Below are 15,899 nucleotides of genomic sequence, written 5' to 3'. Positions count from 1 at the left end.
GATCTAGCGCAATCGGGCTATTTGATCGCGTCGAGATAGGCGCGGACAGCAGACTGCACGTGGCGAAACCGATCCCCGCCGAGATGTTTGCCCCCGAACCAACGGGTGACACAGATGATATGTCCGAAAAGCTCTTCGCGTTCGAGCATGCGGACAATAACCATGCCTGCGCCGCTCTCGCCGTCGTCATTCTTGAGCGGCCCCTCCTCAAGGAGAACCGCCCATGTGTTATGCGTTGCTTTGGCAAATTTCTTGGTCTTGCAAAGCGCTTTGATAAATTCTTTGGCGTCCTCGGCGGAATGACAGGGTGCGCCTGATACTGAATATTTTGACCCGCGGTCCGAGATAATATTTTCGAGGATCTTCATAGGGGCACAGTAATATCGGCCCGCAAAAGCGCAAGTCTCAGACGCGCATCAATTGGAGCCACACCGAAGCCAAGCCGCAATTCTTGCGAATGCCCGTATCGGAAGAGCCATCGAGCCACGCATCGGGTCGATACTTCCAATTGCAATCGTGGCACGCTTTTTGCGCGTGTAATACTTCGACTAGCTTACCGTTCGGCAGTTTGTTCAAAGCAGCCCTTGAACAAACCGGCATCGCTACGTTTTCAACGTCAATCGTCATAGGTGCCTGAATGGTCATAGTGGTTCTCCTTTGACAAAAATAACGGCTCAAAGGTGGTACGTTTTATACTCCGAGAGTGAATAACTACGCCCTCGGCGGCGCGATATCTACATTTCTCTGACATATACACTTCTTTAGGGGTGGGATAAGTCCGATTTCCGACAACGGGGATACTTTCGCGACGGAAATTGCCCTGCTGTCCGTATGAGTTGCACCAAGCAACGAGTGACGAAATGAAAAACCTGAAAAAATTTGCAACGCCCCTTACCATCGGAACCTTTGCGATCATCGGCGTGACGGGGGTTCTGATGTTCTTCCATGCCAGCACGGGATTGAACAAAGTGATCCATGAATGGATCGGACTGCTGATGATTGCAGCGGTTGCGCTTCATGTCGCTCTGAACTGGCGCGCGATGACGGGTTATTTCAAACGGCCAGTTGCGCTCGCGGTGATGGGCACGTCGGTGGCTCTGCTTGCTTTGTCTTTCGTCCCCGTCAGCAGACCCGAGGGTGCCCAAAGCCGCCCCGATCTTGTTGCGGTGCGGATGGTCACATCTGCACCGATCGAAAACCTTGCCATGCTCATGGGTGAAGATACAGGCACTCTCTTGGCGGCGCTGAGCGAGCAAGGCTTTTCGCCCGTTGCAGGCCAATCCCTCTCCGATCTTGCCGGCGGGGATATGCGCGCTGCAGCCTCTCTTCTCAGCAGCCTGCAAAACTAGTCCGCCAATTCGGCAAAGCGCCGCCGGTTGACACAATACTCCGGCGGCGCGGCGTTCTCTTCCGCGGCTTTGAGCCAATCGGCGCAGGCTTGTGGCGCGTCACAGCCACGACAGGCCGTAACGAGGTCGGCATATTCCATCTGGGTCAGTTCCCCTTGGGCCAAGGCACGCCCCAAATCCGCATGACAGTGTTTGGCCATTCCGAGCGTGAGCCAGAAATGCTTGCGGATTTCACCCATGGGATGCATGACGATACCTCTTCAATCTATTCAATCAAAGGTTATCCATCGGCATCCGCCGATGCTTTGCGCTAGATCAAGCTCGCCTAACTCGCGCCTGCAACCGCCCTGACAACCGCCATGCGTTCACTGTTCGCAGGGTGGGTGCCCAAGAACCGATCTCCCGGATCGGGTATGCGGGTAAAAAAGAGCGACCCGCGAATAGGGTCGAATCCCGCCACCATGGTGATGCGCGTCCCCAAAGCATCTGCCTCGAGCTCGTAGCGTTTGGAATAGGTGCGCGCCCCGACCGCTGCGCCGATTTCCTGCGCCTCGCGGATACGATCTTCGGACCCTGCGCTAAAGACCCCCGCGATCTGTCCGAGCACAACGGCGCCCACCGTCGCATTCTGCTGCTGGCGGAACAAATGGCCCGCGATGTGATGGGCCGCCTCGTGCGACATGACAAAGGCAAGCTCGTCCTCGTTCTGGACATCGGCCAAGAGAGCAAGTGTAAAGGCGATCACGGGTCGCCCATTCCGATCCTCGGTTTGAAAGGCATTCGGCGGCACTTCGGGACGATCATCCACCGCAATCAGGAAATCACAGCGCGGCGCCGTTCCCGCAGCGATACAGGCCTCTTCGGCCACGGGCCCGACCCGCTCGACCACATTGACAAAGCGTTCGACGATCTCGCGGGCTCTCTCGCGGCCGATGGTTTGGGAAACAGGCTCTTGCGGTGCAGGAAGACGCGCATCGGGCACAGGCCCTGCGCAACCCGCCAGAAAAATCACAACACCGATGAGCGATAGGAAAATACGCATGCCCGAGCCTTTTTTTCTTAGTCTAGTGATTTGGCCGAAACCTGCCAGTGCGATGACAAAGTTTTGTTTTCAGTTTCCTCTTTCCGAGGCTCGACGAGAGGTCTAGGCTGACCTTATGTTTACCATCGAGCACGAATTCGACGCCACCGTAGTCACCCTTGTGGATGAGGGTGAAACCCCTCTGAAAGAGGATGTGACGGTCAACGCTTTTGACGACTGTGTCACCATCGAACAATACGATCCCGTGCATGATCGGGTGATGACGATCACGCTTTCGTTCACGCAGGTGCGCGATCTTGAAGCCGCGCTCGATTTGCCCGAGGGTGTCTATCGGCTCAAGCTGATCGACGAAGACGAGGCTTAATCCAGCCTGAAGGTCTTATCACGAGACGTTTCGCCCCGCACCAATGTGAGCGATGTTTTCGGAACGCCCAGCGCCTTGGACAACAGCTTGATGATGGCCGCATTGGCTTTGCCGTTTTCGGGCACGGTCGTGACATAGACGCGAATGTCCTCCCCCTCGATCACGATGCGATCCCGGCTTGATTTGGGGGTGGCGCGCACGGTGAATTCGGTTGCGCCGTTGAGATGGGCTTTCAATTCGGTCATGCGGTTTTCTAGCACCGTTCGCGCCCGCGATCATCTCTTTGATTTGGGCCAAAGACACTGGAACCGAAACAGGCGAGCCCTTACATAGGTCGCAACCATAGGAGTGCATATGTCCAAACGTAATGATGCCGTTCTCGATTTCCTTCTGACCCGCCGTTCACAGCCGGCGAAACTCCTGAAGGCACCCGCGCCCTCCGCCGAAGAGTTGAACACCATTTTGACGGCGGCCGCACGCACACCCGATCACGGCAAACTCGAGCCTTGGCGTTTCGTGGTGCTCGAGAAAGAGGCTCTGAACCGCATCGCCAACGAAATGCCCGAGCGTGGCGCGGCGCTTGGCGTCGACCCCGACAAAGTCGCAAAATCGGCCGCCACTTACGGAAATGCCCAATTGGCCGTGGTCGTCCTCTCGACCCCCAAAGCAGGTGCAGGCATTCCCGAGATCGAACAGGTCTATTCGGCAGGCGCGGTTTGCCTCGCCTTGGTCAATGCAGCCCATGCAATGGGCTATGGCGCAAATTGGCTTTCGGGCTGGGCAAGTCATGACGACGCCTGCGCGCGCGCCTTCTTCGACAAGCAGGACGGCGAAGCCGTGGCAGGTGTGATCCATCTCGGAAGCTTCGACAACCTTGCGCCCGAGCGTCCGCGCCCTGATCTGGCGAAAATCACCAAGTGGATCTCTGAATGATCTTTACCGACTTCTTCAAGGCCTTGGGTCAGCTCCCTGACCCAAGGTTTCGCGGCGTTTTGCTCAAGGGCATCGGCCTTGCGCTCGGGGCGCTTTTCGGGCTGACCTTCCTTCTTGTGTCGGCCATCCAGATGTTCTTTCCCGAAACGATCAGCTTTCCCCTGATCGGCGAAGTCGACTGGACGCGCAATGTCGTCTCGGTCGGCGGGTTCTTCCTGATGATCGGGCTATCGGTCTTTCTGATGGTGCCTGTGGCCTCGGCCATCACCTCGTTTTTTCTCGATGATGTGGCCCAAGCGGTCGAGGACGAGAGCTATCCCGGTCTTCCCGTGCCGCCGCCCGTCCCTTTCAAAGAGGCATTGGGCGACACTTTCGCTTTCCTCGGCACGATGATCCTCTTGAACATCGTTGCGCTGATGCTCTCTCTGCTTTTGCCGTTTTTCGGCTTTGCGATCTTTTACGTGCTGAACGGATACCTGCTTGGGCGCGAATATTTCCAGATGGTCGCCATGCGCCGTCTCGGACGCGAAGGCGCAATCAAAATGCGCAAGGCCCATTCCATGGAAATCTGGTTCGCGGGCTGCCTGATGGCGGTCCCGCTCAGTTTTCCGCTGATCAACCTTCTGGTTCCGGTGCTTGGGGCCGCGACCTTTACGCACCTGTTCCACAGGCTATCGGATTAACGGCTCACTTCAGGCGTCGACATCCGGTGGAACCAGTCGATGTCCCTTACCGAAAAATAACCCGATACAAGCGTCCCCGCGATGATCGCCCAAAGGAAAAAGGCCACCACGGTCGTGATCTTGGCTCTTTTCTTGATCTGGGCATCAGCGGGGGCAGATGCATGGGTTCCGGGAACAATCTCGCCCGCCTCGCCTTGGGTCGTAAGCCTGAGCGGAAGCACGATGAAGAACACCATGAACCAAATCACAGCGAAGAGAACGAGGGCGGAAGTGATGCTCATGGTGCGTCCTTACATGGTTTGCGCCAGACCTAGCGGCCCTAGCGCAAAGGGCAAGTGTTAAACCTGCTCAAGCTCGATCAATGTTCCGTTGAAATCCTTGGGGTGAAGGAAGAGCACAGGCTTGCCATGTGCGCCGATCTTGGGCTCTCCTGTCCCCAGAACACGGGCACCTTTGGCCTTGAGCTGATCACGTGCGGCAAGAATATCATCGACCTCGTAACAGACGTGATGGATGCCGCCCGAAGGGTTCTTGTCGAGAAAGCCCTGGATCGGCGAACCTTCCCCAAGGGGGTAGAGCAGCTCGACTTTGGTGTTGGGCAGCTCGATGAAGACCACAGTCACACCGTGGTCGGGCTCGTCCTGCGGTGCACCGACATTGGCCCCGAGCACATCACGGTATTGCGCAGAAGCGGCCTCCAGATCAGGCACAGCGATTGCCACGTGGTTAAGTCTTCCGATCATGAGATGCCTCCTCGCGCATGGTTTGGCAAAGTATCTTTCGCACTCGCAGCATTGGCAACTTCGATTTTCGTGGCAAAGCGTCGCGGCCCTTAACCTCTGATTCACCAAATTGCCCCAAGCTTGGATCAACGGGTTCTGCCACCGGAGTTGATCATGGATATCGTCGAACACCTCAATCGCAAGCCGACCGCCTCTTTGCCGTTGCTCGGCCATACGGTGCTCTTGGTCGAGGACAGCCGCTTTACCTGCGAGGCGGTGCGCCTTTTGTGTCTCAAATCGGGCGCACGCATTCGGCGGGCCGATACCATCTTGCATGCACGTCAGCATTTGCGGGTCTATCGGCCTTCGGTGGTGATCGTCGATCTGGGGCTACCCGATGGTGCGGGCGAGGATCTCATCGAAGAGTTGAACAAGGCGCGTCCGCGCGTCGATGTCATTCTTGCCACTAGCGGCGACCGCTTTGGCGAGGACCGCGCGATCGCCGCGGGTGCGGATGGTTTTCTGGCGAAACCGATCACATCGCTGGCCGAGTTCCAGATCGCGATCCTCGATCACCTTCCCTATGACCGCCGCCCCCAAGGGCCGCGCGCCCTAAGCGACGAACAGGTCCAGCCCGATCCGATTGCACTTCAGGATGATCTTGCCCTCGTCGCCGATGCATTGATCGACGCCAAATCCGGCGGACAGATCGACTATCTTGCACAATTCGTCGGGAGCATCGCCATCAGCACAAAGGACCCTGCGCTTTCGCGGATCGTGGCCGAGTTGACTGTCGCTCGGGCCTCACAGCAACCGATCGCGCCCCCCCTCAGCCGCCTTGCCGCCGAAGTGCACCAGCGTCTTTTGAATGCGCGCACTCTCTAGAGCACGATTTTAGGATCGGCCCCAAGGTCCAGATCGGGAAAAAGCGTGGTTTCGATCACCGATGCGGGCAACCCCGTCAGTTGCCGCAGCATCCACCCCGCATAGGCCCGCACATCGCGCGTCGGCATAAGGTCGCGCCCTGCATAGAGATCGGCCTCACTCAGACCCGGCCAGTCGGTGATCACCTGCCCACCCCTGAGAGCGCCGCCCGCATAGATCATTGCCCCGCCCGTCCCATGGTCTGTGCCGCGGCTCCCGTTCTCGGCGGCGGTGCGGCCGAATTCAGTGAGGCACATCACGGCAGTCTTGTCCCAAAGCGGGCCAAGTTCGGCCCTCAGCGTCAGGATCGTATCACATAGCCGCCCCAAGGCGCGCCCCATGTCACGGGACTGACCATTGTGGGTGTCCCACCCCGACAAGGAGAAACTCGCGATGCGCGTCTCTTCCCGAAGTCGCTCTGCCGCAAATCGGGCCAGCCCCGCGTGTTCCGTGCCGCTGTTCACGCCCTCCACCATCGCGCTTTCGCCGCTTCCGAGAGAGACCTGATCGGCAATGGCGATGGCATCGGCGCTTGCCTGCTCGAACAGCGGGTCGCCTTCGTAAACCCGCGCCAAGAGCCTGCGCGCCTGAGGCGAAAGCGACAGCCCCGCTTCGGGTGACCAGCTCGAGACAGGAGCCTCTCCATCAAGGATGAGCATCTCTTCGCGACCGATGGCAAAGGCCGTGCGGCTTGTGGCGTTCGGCACAGCGGAAACGAGCCGGTTGAGCCACCCTCCACGTGGCCGCCCGACAAGATCATTGCCGCCCGCTTCGAGCATGTCTTGCCCGTCAAAGTGGCTCCGGCGATCCCGATAGGGTGTGGACACTGCATGCGCAAATCCGAGCTGGCCCCGATCCCAAAGCGGGCGCAACGGAGCAAGCGCCTGATGCATCGCCCAAAAATCGTCAAGCGGGATCTCGCCCTCTTGTTGCGAAAGCGTCGGCCTCAGCCAGCCGTAATCGGGATCCCCAATGGGCCGAACAACATCAAGACCATCCATCGCCCCGCGCAAGATGATGACCACGATCCGCGCCTCCCATGGCCCCTCTGCCATGACGACAGGCGTGAAAAAGGGCGCAGCAGCGGCCGAACATCCGACAAGGAAATCACGTCTACGCATCGTCATCTCCTTTGAAAGGCGGCAGAAGCGAGAACAAGGCCGATCCCTTCGGCCCGCGTTTCGGCTGCGCGCGCAGCAAAACGCACAGGCTCGGCTGCACCCCGCCCAAGTGCGACATCCACAAAGTTACGCGGATCAGGAAGTTCGTCCACAAGCGTCTGCGGCACCGTCATCGCCCAGTTTATCCGCCCCGCCATCCCCTGCGGCGTGACCCATTCATGTGCAAGCGTCGCAAATCCATCGGGCCCGACGGGACGCTGCCAGTCCTGCCCCATCACGGTCAACTGCCTCTCGAACCCCATGCGGAGAACACCGCGAGGAACCGCGTCGAAAAATGCTTCTCCAATGCCAAGACCGCGCAGCGCCGAGGCGACAAACCCGAATGGCGTTTTGACCTTTTGGCGCGGGGCCTCCCATGCCAGAGGATGGGTGAGCATCGCCTCATAAACCGCAAGAAGGTCGCCGCCCGTCTCGTCGAAGCGCGTCGCCATACGGTCGATGATCTCTTGGGGTGGGGTATCGCTGATGAAATAGGTGGCGAGTTTGCGGCTGATGTGCCGCGCCGTTGCGGGATGATGAGCAAGATCCATGATCACGGCGAGCACGTTTTCAAGATCCGCCGTGGCGGGATACTCCTGTCCCAGCACCGTTTCTGACCCAGGCTCCACGCGAAGGGTTTCAAAGACAAACCCCCGATCCGCACGGAAACTCAGCCCCGTGAGCAACTCGGCCAGCTCGCGCACGTCCTCTTGGAGATAGGGCCCTTCGGGTCCCATCGTGTGTAATTCGAGAAGCTCGCGGGCAAGGTTTTCGTTCAGCCCTCTGCGCGAGGCCCGCCCGACACGGCTGTTCGGCCCGATGGAAGAGACCTGATCCAGATAAAGGAGCATCATCGGGTGGATCGTCACCGCCCAGAGCATATCGGCAAAACGCCCCGTCAGACGCGGGCGAATGGCTTCTTCGACAAAGGGGGTGACAAGATGGCGGGTGCGGCTGTTTTCCGACCGCACGGCGAAATGATTGGCCCAGAATTCGACAAGCCTTTCGCGAAACCCGTCCCGCGAAAGGCTCGCACGCGCCAGCGTGTTGCGAAAGCTCTCCCAATAGAGGGTCGACATATCCTCGGCATAGGTCTGGCGAAGGGCGTTCAGCTCGGCAATCCGCGCCTCATCGGCGGCATCGCGGGCGGCATTCATATCGAGCGTGGTCTGGAACTGTTCGGCAAGCGTGGGTCGCGCCTCGGAAAAGGTCGGGATCGGCCAACGTTCCGCCGCCGCGTCCCGCCCGACCAGCCGCAAGAGCATGTCATCGGGGTGCGCATCCCATTCGGCCAAGGGACCAAGTCCCAAGCCGAAGCGGATCGCAGCCGTTTCAGGATCACCGATAGCCACGGGACGCCTTCTCCGTCAGTCTGGTTCCTTTTCCAAAACCATACCGATATTTGCCCCCTTCGCCACACACGAATAAGTGGGGCGGATCGGAAATCGGGACCCTGCGCAAAACAAAAGGCCGGCTGCAATCCCTGCAACCGGCCCTCTGTTTCGAAATAATGTCGATTTACGCTTCGGGCGGAAGCACGCGGAGACGAAGTTCGCGCAGCTGCTCGTTCATCGGCTCGCTCGGCGCGCCCATCATGAGGTCTTCTGCACGCTGGTTCATCGGGAACATGATGACTTCGCGGATGTTCTGCTCGTCGGCAAGAAGCATGACGATACGGTCGATCCCCGCAGCACAGCCACCGTGGGGCGGTGCGCCATACTGGAACGCGTTGACCATGCCGCCAAAGCGCTTCTCGACTTCTTCTTTGCCATAGCCCGCAATTTCGAAAGCCTTGAACATGATCTCGGGCTTGTGGTTACGGATCGCGCCCGAGACAAGCTCGTAGCCGTTGCAGGCGAGGTCATACTGGAAGCCCTTGACCGAAAGCGGGTCGCCCAAAAGCGCATCCATTCCGCCCTGCGGCATCGAGAAGGGGTTGTGTTCAAAGTCGATCTTGCCCGTTTCTTCGTCACGCGCATAGATCGGGAAGTCCACGATCCATGCAAAGGCAAAGCGGTCGGTTTCGGTCAGGCCGAGTTCGTCGCCGATGACGGTGCGTGCCTTGCCTGCGACCTTTTCGAAAGCGGCAGGTTTGCCGCCGAGGAAGAAGGCTGCATCGCCCACGCCAAGGCCGAGCTGCTGGCGGATCGCTTCGGTGCGCTCGGGACCGATGTTCTTGGCAAGCGGGCCAGCGGCCTCCATCTCGCCGTTCTCGCCATCACGCCAGAAGATGTAGCCCATACCGGGCAGACCCTCTTTCTGGGCGAAAGCGTTCATGCGGTCACAGAATTTGCGGCTGCCGCCGGTCGGTGCAGGGATCGCGCGGATTTCGGTGCCATCCTGCTCGAGCAGTTTGGCGAAAATCGCAAAACCCGAACCCGCAAAATGCTCGGAGACGACCTGCATCTTGATCGGGTTACGAAGGTCGGGCTTGTCGGTGCCATACCAGAGCGCAGAGTCGCGATAGGAAATCTGCGGCCATTCGGAGGGCGCATCGACTTTTTTGCCGCCGCCGAACTCTTCGAACACACCTGCGAGAACGGGCGCGATGGTGTCGAACACGTCCTGCTGGGTCACAAACGACATCTCGAGGTCGAGCTGATAGAAGTCGGTGGGCGAACGGTCGGCGCGCGGGTCTTCGTCACGGAAACAGGGCGCGATCTGGAAATAACGGTCATAGCCCGACACCATGATCAGCTGCTTGAACTGCTGCGGTGCCTGCGGAAGGGCATAGAACTTGCCCGGATGGAGGCGCGACGGAACGAGGAAGTCGCGGGCGCCTTCGGGGGACGACGCCGTGATGATCGGCGTCTGGAATTCGCGGAAGTTCTGGTCCCACATCCGCTTGCGCATCGAGGCGACAACATCCGAACGCAGCTTCATGTTCGACTGCATCGCTTCGCGGCGCAGATCGAGGTAACGATAGCGCAGACGGGTTTCCTCGGGATATTCCTGATCACCGAAAACCATCAGCGGGAGTTCTTTGGCTTCGCCCAGAACTTCGATGTCGCGGATGAAAACTTCGATCTCGCCCGTGGGGAGCTTGGGGTTCACCAGCTCGGGGTCGCGCGCCTTTACCTCGCCGTCGATGCGGATACACCATTCGGAGCGCACCTTTTCCACAGCCGCAAAAGCTGCCGAGTCGGGATCGCACAGAACCTGCGTCACGCCATAGGTGTCGCGAAGGTCGATAAAGAGGATACCGCCGTGGTCGCGCACGCGGTGAACCCAGCCGGACAGACGGACGGTCTCGCCGACGTTCGCTTTGGTCAATTGGGCGCAAGTATGGGTGCGATAGGCGTGCATGGAGTCGTTTCCTATGGGTTAGGCGCGGTCAGTGGCCGATACACAAGGTTGGCGCGGCGTTGTCAAGCAAAGGGCGCAAGTTCGGCCCTAATCAGGCCACGAACTGCATTCCCCATGTAGATTTCACGCGCTTTTGCCAGATCATCGCGGCCGAGAACAGCCTCTTTCCATCCGTCGATCAAAAGACTTGCCCGCAAGACCCCGGGAAGAACCCCCGAAGACAGTGGCGGCGTCACCCTCTCCCCGTCTTCGCGGATCACGAAGAGATTGGTGATCGTGCCCTCGCAAAGCTCGTCTCGGGTATTGAGGAAAAGCCATTCGTCGATACCCTCGGGCAAGTCTTGGCGGGCTTTGTCATAGAGTGCACGCTGGGTCGTCTTGACCCCGAGCCAAGGATCATCCGGATCGAGCCTTTGGGAATGCACTGCGACACGCCAAAGCGCGGGCGATGGAGGAAGCGCACTGCGCGTCACTTCGATCGTGCCCCGCACATCAAGCGTAAGGCGCACCCGCTGCGGCCCCTCGCCTTCCTGACCCAGCGCCGCGCGGCACGCAGCCAAGTCGCAAGGAAATCCGAGCCGCAGGGCGCTTTGCTCTAGCCGCGCCAGATGAAGCGCCAAGTGCCGATATCCCCCCTCGGGCGACCAGCCCAAGGTTTCGATCAGGCGGGTATTTTCGGGGAGAGCGTCGCGAAACGGGCTTTCCATAAGGCCTCCTCGTATTCTGCCGAAGCGGTGCTGTCCCAAACAACGCCGCCGCCGACGTTCAAAGTCGCCCGCTCGCCCTGAAGCAGCAGCGTGCGGATCGCCACGTTAAAGGCCGCTCGCCCGTCGGGTGCAATCCAGCCGAGCGAACCACAATAGACATCACGCGCCCATGGCTCCAGCTCGCGAATGATCTCCATCGCTCTGAGCTTGGGCGCACCCGTAATCGAACCACACGGAAAGAGCGCCGAGAAAATCTTTGGAATCGTTGTGCCGCTCGCACTCTGCCCCGTCACGAGAGAGGTCATCTGGTGCACGGTCTCATAGGTTTCGACGCGGAAAAGCTCGGGCACGCGCACACTGCCAAGCTCGCAAATGCGGCTCAGATCATTGCGCAACAAATCCACGATCATGAGGTTTTCGGCACGGTTCTTTGTGTCGCCCTGCAAAAACGCCTTGTTCGCACTGTCTTCCGCTTTGGTGTGCCCGCGCGGCATCGTGCCCTTCATCGGGCGCGTCGCGACAAGCCCATTTCCATCGACACGGAAAAACAACTCGGGCGAGCGGCACAGAATATCGAAGTCATCACATTGGATAAGAGCGCCATAGCCCACGGGCTGTCTCTCGGTCAGAGCGGAATAAAGAGCTTCGGCGCTGCCTTTTGCAACGGCATCGATGGGAAAGGTCAGGTTGGCCTGGTAAATGTCGCCTGCCCCGATGTAGCCGCGCAGTTTCTCGAAGGCGGCTTTATATTGTTGTGCATCCCAGCGCGGCTGGACATCGGTGATCGTGCCGCCCGCGGCAGGGAGTTTGCCCGCCTCTGACCAGCCTTCGAACACGCCGAAGCGCAAGAGCGGCACGCGCCGTTCCAGTGGCAAAAGCGGCAACAGACGCGGCTCGAGCGCATAGCCCGCCTCGTAGCTTGCATATCCTGCAAGCCAGTGCCCCGCGCGGCGCACCTCTTCCATCGCGGCAAGAGCGGGTTCGACCTCTCGCGCGCTGTGCGCTTCAATCACTTTGAGAGCGCCGTGAAATGTCACGGGAGCCTCGGCAGGCCCGAAGTCAAAACGAAGTTTCAAGGGTGCTCCTTTCCGATGCGCCGCCTACATAATCCTGCAACCCCCGAGGTTACAGGGTCCAAACGCGCAAAAGTTGGGTCCAAAACGTCCTTTTGCCTCTTGCACCGACGCCTGACCGAAAGGATGCTCGGATTTTCCGCGCAAAAGCGTGGATCAGGCCTTGCGCCGCGCTTCTCCATCCCTATAACCCACGACAATTTGTGCGGCGCAAGATGACCGAGTCTCGCGTTCACGACCCATGCCTGCCACATACCGATACGAGGGATAGAACCATGCCGAAGAGAACCGACATCAAGTCGATCATGATCATCGGAGCCGGACCCATTGTCATCGGGCAAGCCTGCGAATTCGACTATTCGGGCGCCCAAGCCTGTAAAGCGCTTCGCGAAGAAGGCTACCGCGTCATTCTGGTGAACTCGAACCCCGCAACGATCATGACCGACCCCGGTCTGGCCGATGCCACCTATATCGAACCGATCACTCCCGAAGTGGTCGCCAAGATCATCGAGAAAGAGCGCCCCGATGCCCTCCTGCCCACGATGGGCGGACAAACAGGTCTCAACACCTCGCTTGCTCTTGCCGACATGGGCGTGCTCGAAAAGTTCAACGTCGAAATGATCGGCGCCAAGCGCGAAGCCATCGAAATGGCCGAAGACCGCAAACTCTTCCGCGAGGCCATGGACCGTCTCGGGATCGAGAACCCCAAGGCCACCATCGTCACCGCTCCGAAAGACGCCAAGGGCAAGAAAGATCTCAAGGCAGGTGTCGCTCTCGCGCTCGAAGCGCTCGAAGACATCGGCCTTCCCGCGATCATCCGCCCTGCCTTTACGCTCGGCGGCACGGGTGGCGGTGTGGCCTATAACCGCGAAGAATACGAATACTACTGCCGCACGGGTATGGATGCCTCGCCTGTCGGTCAGATCCTTGTCGATGAATCGCTTCTCGGCTGGAAAGAATACGAGATGGAAGTCGTCCGCGACAAAGCCGACAACGCCATCATCGTCTGTTCGATCGAAAACGTCGATCCGATGGGCGTGCATACGGGCGACTCGATCACCGTGGCCCCTGCGCTGACGCTGACCGACAAGGAATACCAGATCATGCGCACCGCCTCGATCGCGGTTCTGCGCGAGATCGGCGTTGAAACGGGTGGCTCCAACGTCCAATGGGCCGTGAACCCCAAAGACGGCCGTATGGTCGTGATCGAGATGAACCCGCGTGTGTCGCGTTCGTCCGCTCTCGCCTCCAAAGCAACAGGCTTCCCGATTGCAAAGATCGCGGCAAAGCTCGCTGTGGGCTACACCCTCGACGAGCTCGACAACGACATCACCAAGGTCACGCCCGCCTCGTTCGAGCCGACCATCGACTATGTCGTCACCAAGATCCCGCGCTTTGCCTTTGAGAAGTTCCCCGGCTCCAAGCCCGAACTGACCACTGCAATGAAGTCGGTCGGCGAAGCCATGGCCATCGGCCGCACCATCCACGAGTCGATGCAAAAAGCGCTCGCTTCGATGGAAACGGGTCTCACCGGTTTCGACGAGATCGCTATTCCGGGCGCGCCGGACAAGGCGGCCGTTTCCTCGGCGCTGTCCAAAGCGACCCCTGATCGTCTTCGCACCATCGCGCAGGCGATGCGCCACGGCTTTACCAACGACGAGATCATTGCCATCACCTCGTTCGATCCGTGGTTCCTCAACCGTATCCGCGAGATCGTGGAAGCCGAAGCCGACGTGAAAAAGAACGGCCTGCCGCTCGATGAAAAGGGTCTTCGCAAGCTCAAGATGATGGGCTTCACCGATGCCCGCCTTGCCAAGCTTACGGGCCGCACCGAGGACAACGTGCGCCGCGCGCGCCAGAACCTCGGCGTTGTCGCCGTGTTCAAGCGGATCGACACCTGCGCCGCAGAATTCGAAGCACAGACGCCTTATATGTATTCCACCTACGAAGCCCCCGCGATGGGCGACGTGGAATGCGAAGCCCGTCCTTCGGACCGCAAAAAAGTCGTCATCCTCGGTGGTGGCCCGAACCGTATCGGTCAGGGGATCGAATTCGACTATTGCTGCTGTCACGCCTGTTTCGCTCTGACCGATCAGGGTTACGAGACGATCATGATCAACTGCAACCCCGAGACCGTGTCGACCGACTACGACACGTCGGACCGTCTCTATTTCGAACCGCTGACCTTTGAACACGTAATGGAAATCCTGCGCGTGGAGCAGGACAACGGCACGCTTCACGGCGTTATCGTCCAGTTCGGCGGCCAGACCCCTCTCAAGCTGGCAAACGCGCTCGAAGAAGCCGGCATTCCGATCCTCGGCACCTCGCCCGATGCGATCGACCTTGCCGAAGACCGCGAGCGGTTCCAGGATCTCGTGAACCGTCTCGGTCTCAAGCAGCCGGTCAACGGCATTGCTTCGACCGACGCCCAAGCGATCAAGATCGCCGAAGAAATCGGCTTCCCGCTGGTGATCCGTCCGTCCTATGTCCTTGGTGGCCGTGCGATGGAAATCGTGCGCGATATGGCCCAGCTCGAACGCTACATCAACGAAGCCGTGGTTGTGTCGGGCGATAGCCCTGTTCTTCTGGACAGCTATCTTTCGGGCGCAACCGAGGTTGACGTCGACGCGCTTTGTGACGGCGAGAACGTCCACGTAGCTGGCATCATGCAGCACATCGAAGAAGCCGGTGTCCACTCGGGCGACTCGGCCTGCTGTCTGCCGCCGCACACGCTTTCGGCCGAGATCGTGACCGAAATCCGCAAGCAGACCGTGGCTCTGGCCAAGGCGCTCAAGGTGATCGGCCTGATGAACGTCCAGTTCGCTGTCAAGGACGGCGAGGTTTACCTCATCGAAGTGAACCCGCGTGCATCGCGCACCGTGCCCTTCGTCGCCAAGGCCGTGGACTCGGCTATCGCGTCGATCGCGGCACGTCTGATGGCGGGTGAGCCGCTCTCGAACTTCCCGATGCGTGATCCCTATCCGACCGATCTCGATCCGATGGCCACCGTCCCGCAGCCCGATCCGTTTACGCTTGCCGATCCCAAGACCCCTTGGTTCTCGGTCAAGGAAGCCGTGCTTCCCTTTGCCCGCTTCCCCGGTGTCGACACCATCCTCGGGCCGGAAATGCGCTCGACGGGCGAGGTCATGGGTTGGGACCGCTCGTTCGGTCGCGCTTTCCTCAAGGCACAGCTTGGTGCAGGCACGCTCCTTCCGACCGAAGGCAATGTCTTCGTCTCGATCCGCGATGCGGACAAAGGCGCAGATATGCTCGAAGCGGCCAAGATCCTCGTCGATCTCGGCTTTGCAATCGTGGCAACCCGCGGCACCGCAGGCTGGCTCACCGAGAACGGCGTTGTCTGCGAGATCGTGAACAAAGTCTATGAAGGCGGCCGCACCATCGTGGATCGTCTCAAGGACGGCCACATCAGCCTTGTCTTCAACACCACCGAAGGCGCACAGGCCGTAGAGGACAGCCGCGATATCCGCGCGGTCGCCCTTTATGACAAGATCCCCTACTTCACCACTGCCGCCGCTTCGCATGCCGCCGCGCTCGCGATGCAGGCCCGCAGCGAGGGTGACATCGGGGTGCGCAGCCTACAGGGTTAATCACAGAGCGGGCGGAGGAAACTTCGCC

Annotated in this window: 18 protein-coding genes; 6 read left to right on the top strand and 12 right to left on the bottom strand. The window is 59.7% G+C overall.

All coding sequences use genetic code 11. The features are described from left to right. Nucleotides 1–17 precede the first annotated feature (17 nt). The gene (locus tag QQG91_RS02795; protein WP_285771463.1) at nucleotides 18–368 is read right to left on the bottom strand and encodes a YigZ family protein; all 351 of its coding nucleotides are present in this window, start codon (nucleotides 366–368) and stop codon (nucleotides 18–20) included. A 37-nt stretch (nucleotides 369–405) separates the two neighbouring features. After that, complete coding sequence (locus tag QQG91_RS02790) at nucleotides 406–645, bottom strand: hypothetical protein (RefSeq protein ID WP_285771462.1); 240 nt, start codon at nucleotides 643–645, stop codon at nucleotides 406–408. Between the two features lie 215 nt (nucleotides 646–860). Here QQG91_RS02790 and QQG91_RS02785 point away from each other — a divergent pair, with 215 nt between their 5' ends. Next, nucleotides 861–1,349 carry a DUF4405 domain-containing protein gene (locus QQG91_RS02785; protein ID WP_285771461.1) on the top strand — a complete coding sequence of 163 codons (489 nt, stop codon included), beginning with the start codon at nucleotides 861–863 and terminating at the stop codon, nucleotides 1,347–1,349. On the opposite strand, the gene QQG91_RS02780 is transcribed toward QQG91_RS02785, so the two are convergent. Together QQG91_RS02780 and QQG91_RS02775 are read right to left on the bottom strand one after the other, a co-directional pair. Next, entirely contained in the window at nucleotides 1,346–1,597 is a 252-nt protein-coding gene (locus tag QQG91_RS02780; RefSeq protein ID WP_285771460.1) for a DUF6455 family protein, read from the bottom strand. The two genes, QQG91_RS02785 and QQG91_RS02780, sit on opposite strands and share 4 nt — an antisense overlap. A 77-nt stretch (nucleotides 1,598–1,674) precedes the next feature. Next, complete coding sequence (locus tag QQG91_RS02775; protein ID WP_285771459.1) at nucleotides 1,675–2,391, bottom strand: M48 family metallopeptidase; 717 nt, start codon at nucleotides 2,389–2,391, stop codon at nucleotides 1,675–1,677. 115 nt (nucleotides 2,392–2,506) lie between these two features. On the opposite strand from QQG91_RS02775, the gene QQG91_RS02770 reads away from it, so the two are divergent. Continuing rightward, on the top strand, nucleotides 2,507–2,755 hold the full coding sequence (locus QQG91_RS02770; RefSeq protein ID WP_285771458.1) for a DUF8831 family protein: 249 nt from the start codon (nucleotides 2,507–2,509) through the stop codon (nucleotides 2,753–2,755). On the opposite strand, the gene QQG91_RS02765 is transcribed toward QQG91_RS02770, so the two are convergent. Further along, the gene (locus QQG91_RS02765; RefSeq protein WP_285771457.1) at nucleotides 2,752–3,000 is read right to left on the bottom strand and encodes a DUF167 domain-containing protein; all 249 of its coding nucleotides are present in this window, start codon (nucleotides 2,998–3,000) and stop codon (nucleotides 2,752–2,754) included. The two genes, QQG91_RS02770 and QQG91_RS02765, sit on opposite strands and share 4 nt — an antisense overlap. A gap of 109 nt (nucleotides 3,001–3,109) precedes the next feature. Here QQG91_RS02765 and QQG91_RS02760 point away from each other — a divergent pair, with 109 nt between their 5' ends. Continuing rightward, a complete protein-coding gene (locus QQG91_RS02760; RefSeq protein ID WP_285771456.1) occupies nucleotides 3,110–3,688 on the top strand; it encodes a nitroreductase family protein in 579 nt (192 codons plus the stop codon). Then, nucleotides 3,685–4,371: an EI24 domain-containing protein gene (locus QQG91_RS02755; RefSeq protein WP_285771455.1), complete on the top strand. Its 687-nt coding sequence runs from the start codon at nucleotides 3,685–3,687 to the stop codon at nucleotides 4,369–4,371. Before QQG91_RS02760 ends, QQG91_RS02755 begins: the two co-directional genes overlap by 4 nt. Here the strand turns inward: QQG91_RS02755 and QQG91_RS02750 are convergent. After that, complete coding sequence (locus QQG91_RS02750; protein WP_285771454.1) at nucleotides 4,368–4,652, bottom strand: DUF1467 family protein; 285 nt, start codon at nucleotides 4,650–4,652, stop codon at nucleotides 4,368–4,370. The genes QQG91_RS02755 and QQG91_RS02750 overlap by 4 nt on opposite strands. Before the next feature lie 57 nt (nucleotides 4,653–4,709). Then, the gene (mce, locus tag QQG91_RS02745; protein ID WP_285771453.1) at nucleotides 4,710–5,114 is read right to left on the bottom strand and encodes a methylmalonyl-CoA epimerase; all 405 of its coding nucleotides are present in this window, start codon (nucleotides 5,112–5,114) and stop codon (nucleotides 4,710–4,712) included. 153 nt (nucleotides 5,115–5,267) lie between these two features. On the opposite strand from mce, the gene QQG91_RS02740 reads away from it, so the two are divergent. Then, the gene (locus QQG91_RS02740) at nucleotides 5,268–5,978 is read left to right on the top strand and encodes a response regulator (protein ID WP_285771452.1); all 711 of its coding nucleotides are present in this window, start codon (nucleotides 5,268–5,270) and stop codon (nucleotides 5,976–5,978) included. Here QQG91_RS02740 and QQG91_RS02735 read toward each other — a convergent pair. From QQG91_RS02735 to QQG91_RS02715, 5 genes are all read right to left on the bottom strand, one after another. Then, nucleotides 5,975–7,138 carry a DUF1501 domain-containing protein gene (locus tag QQG91_RS02735; protein ID WP_285771451.1) on the bottom strand — a complete coding sequence of 388 codons (1,164 nt, stop codon included), beginning with the start codon at nucleotides 7,136–7,138 and terminating at the stop codon, nucleotides 5,975–5,977. The two genes, QQG91_RS02740 and QQG91_RS02735, sit on opposite strands and share 4 nt — an antisense overlap. A gap of 2 nt (nucleotides 7,139–7,140) precedes the next feature. After that, nucleotides 7,141–8,529, bottom strand: coding sequence for a DUF1800 domain-containing protein (locus QQG91_RS02730; RefSeq protein WP_285771450.1), 1,389 nt, complete (start codon nucleotides 8,527–8,529; stop codon nucleotides 7,141–7,143). A gap of 166 nt (nucleotides 8,530–8,695) precedes the next feature. Further along, nucleotides 8,696–10,483: an aspartate--tRNA ligase gene (gene aspS / locus QQG91_RS02725; protein WP_285771449.1), complete on the bottom strand. Its 1,788-nt coding sequence runs from the start codon at nucleotides 10,481–10,483 to the stop codon at nucleotides 8,696–8,698. A 62-nt stretch (nucleotides 10,484–10,545) separates the two neighbouring features. Next, nucleotides 10,546–11,190, bottom strand: a complete 645-nt coding sequence (locus tag QQG91_RS02720) for an aminotransferase class IV family protein (RefSeq protein WP_285771448.1) — start codon at nucleotides 11,188–11,190, stop codon at nucleotides 10,546–10,548. Further along, the gene (locus QQG91_RS02715; RefSeq protein ID WP_285771447.1) at nucleotides 11,145–12,266 is read right to left on the bottom strand and encodes an aminodeoxychorismate synthase component I; all 1,122 of its coding nucleotides are present in this window, start codon (nucleotides 12,264–12,266) and stop codon (nucleotides 11,145–11,147) included. The genes QQG91_RS02720 and QQG91_RS02715 overlap by 46 nt, the downstream gene beginning before the upstream one ends. A gap of 272 nt (nucleotides 12,267–12,538) precedes the next feature. Here QQG91_RS02715 and carB point away from each other — a divergent pair, with 272 nt between their 5' ends. After that, entirely contained in the window at nucleotides 12,539–15,871 is a 3,333-nt protein-coding gene (gene carB / locus QQG91_RS02710; RefSeq protein ID WP_285771446.1) for a carbamoyl-phosphate synthase large subunit, read from the top strand. Nucleotides 15,872–15,899: the final 28 nt, after the last annotated feature.

The organism is Marivivens sp. LCG002 (assembly GCF_030264275.1).
Classification (GTDB): Bacteria; Pseudomonadota; Alphaproteobacteria; order Rhodobacterales; family Rhodobacteraceae; genus Marivivens.
The sequence above is the reverse complement of the archived record's forward strand: the minus strand, read 5'-3'. Positions and strand labels throughout refer to the sequence as shown.